The sequence below is a fragment of the Streptomyces sp. NPDC127092 genome, assembly GCF_042722475.1.
Lineage (GTDB): Bacteria > Actinomycetota > Actinomycetes > Streptomycetales > Streptomycetaceae > Streptomyces.
The window spans coordinates 1-2,719 of sequence record NZ_JBHXFE010000118.1; the positions used below are offsets into that span (position 1 = coordinate 1).

Sequence of the window (2,719 nt, forward strand, 5' to 3'; positions counted from 1 at the left end):
GGTGAACGGTGCGGCCGGCTGGGCAGGTCCTGAAGGCCGGCTTCTCCCTGGGCGCGGTAGCGGGCGACCCAGGTGGCCACCGTGGGCCGGCTCACCCGGAACTCGGCTGCCACGTGTGCTTGCGGGATCCCGTCGTGCAGGTGGCGGTGGACCATCCTGAGTCGGCCGGTGGGGGTCAGGGGTGCGTTAGCGTGGGTCATGAGTGGGTCTTCTCGGGCAGGTGGGTGGTGTAGGAACTTCCATCCTGCGGGGGCGTGTCAACTTGTCTGTGTAAGCGGGGTGGTCACAGGTAGGGGTTGATCCGGTCGGGGTAGGCCGCGGCGAGCTGGGCGAGGGCCTGCTTCCAGTTCGTGACGGCCTGACCTTCGACGAGCCGGCCCTGGGCTTTGCGCTGGCCGGCGGGTTTGCCCCGGTCCCGAGCGCGTTCGGCGGCGCGTTTGTCTTCGATGTTGCAGATCGCCAGCCAGAGCAGCTTCACCGCCGCCTCGGTCGAGGGGAAGTGGCCGCGGTTCTTGGTCACCTTCCGTAGCTGGAAGTTCAGCGACTCGATGCTGTTGGTCGTGTAGATGACCTTGCGGAGCATGGGTGGGAACTGCAGGAACGGGATGAACCGCTCCCAGGAGTTCGCCCAGGTCGCGGCTGCAGACGGGTACTTCGTGCCGAGCTCGGAGGCCTCGAACTCGGCCAGCGCCTTCCTCGCGGTCTCTTCGTTGGGGGCGGTGTAGATCGGCTTCAGCGCGGCGGCGACCTTCTTGCGGTCCTGGTAGGCCACGAACCGCATCGCGGCCCGGATCAGGTGAACCACGCAGGTCTGGACCATCGAGTCCGGCCACGTCGCCTCGACCGCCTCCGGCAGGCCCTTGAGCCCGTCGCAGCACACGATCAGCACGTCCTGCACGCCCCGGTTGGCGAGATCGGCGCAGACGTGGGCCCAGAACGCCGAGCCCTCGGTGTCCTGGACCCAGATCCCCAGCACGTGCTTGATGCCCTCGAGGTCCACGCCGACGGCGATGTAGGCGGCACGGTTGAGGACCTGGCTGTTCTCTCGGATCTTGATCCGGATTGCGTCGAGATAGATCACCGGATAGAACTCCTCCAGCGGCCGCGACTGCCACGCCAGGACCTCTTCGCTCACGGCGTCGGTGATGTTGGAGATCGTCTCGTGCGACAGGTCCGTGCCGATCGTGGAGGCCAGGTGGTGCTGGATGTCCCGGATCGTCATTCCGCCGGCATAGAGGCTGATGATCATGTCATCCAGGCCCCCGAGGCGCCGCTGGCCCTTGGGCACCAGGCGCGGGGTGAACGACCCGCCCCGGTCTCGCGGGACGTCCAGCTCGATCGGCCCGACCTCGGACTCCACGGTCTTCGGGGTGGTCCCGTTGCGGGAGTTGGCGTGCTTCAGCGCCTCGCTCGAGCCCTTCTCGTAGCCCAGATGGCTGGTCAGCTCGGCCTGCAGGCCCCGCTCGAGCGCGGCCTTGACCAGCGCGGGCACGAACCCGCCGTCACCGGTGAGCTCGACGCCGCCCGCGTCGATCTGCGCGAACAGGGCATCAAGCTGCCCTGAGGCTTTCAGCTGCTCGACCAGGTCCTGGCCCGAGGGCTCGCCTGGGTTCTTCTCGTCGATCATGGTCATGATTCTTACCGTTCCTCTCGGTACGGCTTACACAGACCATCTGACACGCCCGGAGTCCACCGAGCAGGTCCCGCGATACGCACGCTCGACGACCCGGTTGCGGGAGCAGGTGGTCTCGGCCGTGATCACTTCCGGCAGAGCAGCCTCGGAGGTGGCCCGGGCCCACGGCGTCTCGTGGTGGCTGGTCCAGGCCGCCCTGGCGGCTGCTGCCGTCGTCCTGCCTGCCGTCGACGACGTCCCGGTGACGCGCCTGGGCATCGATGAGCACCGCTACCGCACGGTGCGCTGGTTCCGCACCGATCAGGGAGCCTGGAGACGGTTCGAACCGTGGATGACGACGCTGGTCAACCTGGCCACCGGGCAGGTGCTCGGCATAGTCGATGGCCGCAACTCCGCTGCGGTCGGTGACTGGCTCGGCCAGCGCTCAGAGCCTTGGCGGGAGCGGATCGAGATCGTCGCGATCGATCCGTCAGCCGCGTTCCGCAAGGCCTTGCGGGACTACCTGCCCCGGGCCGCGGTCTCGGTCGACAAGTTCCACCTCGTGAAACTGGGCAACGACATGGTCACCACGGTCCGTCAGCGCCTGTCCCGCACCCACCGTGGTCGTCGGGGCCGCAAGGACGATCCGGCCTGGGCCCACAGGATGCTGCTGCTGCGCGGCGCGGACACCCTCACCCCTCGCGCCTGGGAACGGCTTGAGCACGTTTTCCGCACCGATGACCCCACCGACGAGCTCTCGGCCGCCTGGGGCATCAAGGAACAGCTCCGGCGCCTGCTGACCACCGACACCCTCGCCCAGGCCTGGGACGAACGGATGCGGATGGGCTACTTCGCCCAGATCGCAAACATGCCCGAGGCGACCAAGCTCTACGACACCGTCGTGGCCTGGTGGGACGCGATCGAAGTCCTGATCGTCACCGGCGCGACCACCGCCCGCGTCGAGGCAGCGAACACCGGCATCAAGAACATCAAACGCACCGGCCGCGGATTCCGCAACGCCGAGAACTACCGGACCCGTATCCTGCTGACCAGCGCCGCGAGAACCGTAGCGTGAATACCCGCCACTGCAGGGTCATTCACCACGAA

At 67.6% G+C, this 2,719-nt stretch carries 3 protein-coding genes; 1 reads left to right on the forward strand and 2 read right to left on the reverse strand.

The genetic code is table 11. The annotated features are described in order from the left end of the window. Both ACFWJO_RS37680 and ACFWJO_RS37685 read right to left on the reverse strand, forming a co-directional pair. Window positions 1-200, reverse strand: a 200-nt coding sequence (locus ACFWJO_RS37680) for a helix-turn-helix domain-containing protein (protein WP_386872639.1), incomplete at its 3' end; no start/stop codon positions are given. Window positions 201-283: 83 nt separating this feature from the next. Then, the gene (locus tag ACFWJO_RS37685; RefSeq protein ID WP_044658726.1) at window positions 284-1,627 is read right to left on the reverse strand and encodes an IS256-like element ISMlu11 family transposase; all 1,344 of its coding nucleotides are present in this window, start codon (window positions 1,625-1,627) and stop codon (window positions 284-286) included. 4 nt (window positions 1,628-1,631) lie between these two features. On the opposite strand from ACFWJO_RS37685, the gene ACFWJO_RS37690 reads away from it, so the two are divergent. Then, on the forward strand, window positions 1,632-2,687 hold the full coding sequence (locus ACFWJO_RS37690; protein WP_386872642.1) for an ISL3 family transposase: 1,056 nt from the start codon (window positions 1,632-1,634) through the stop codon (window positions 2,685-2,687). The last annotated feature ends 32 nt before the right edge of the window (window positions 2,688-2,719 follow it).

What these genes read in the sequence shown, in the direction of transcription:
- ACFWJO_RS37690 (WP_386872642.1), top strand. Translation starts at nt 1,632, where the DNA reads ATGATTCTTACCGTTCCTCTCGGTACGGCTTACACAGACCATCTGACA.
- ACFWJO_RS37685 (WP_044658726.1), bottom strand. Translation starts at nt 1,627, where the DNA reads ATGATCGACGAGAAGAACCCAGGCGAGCCCTCGGGCCAGGACCTGGTC.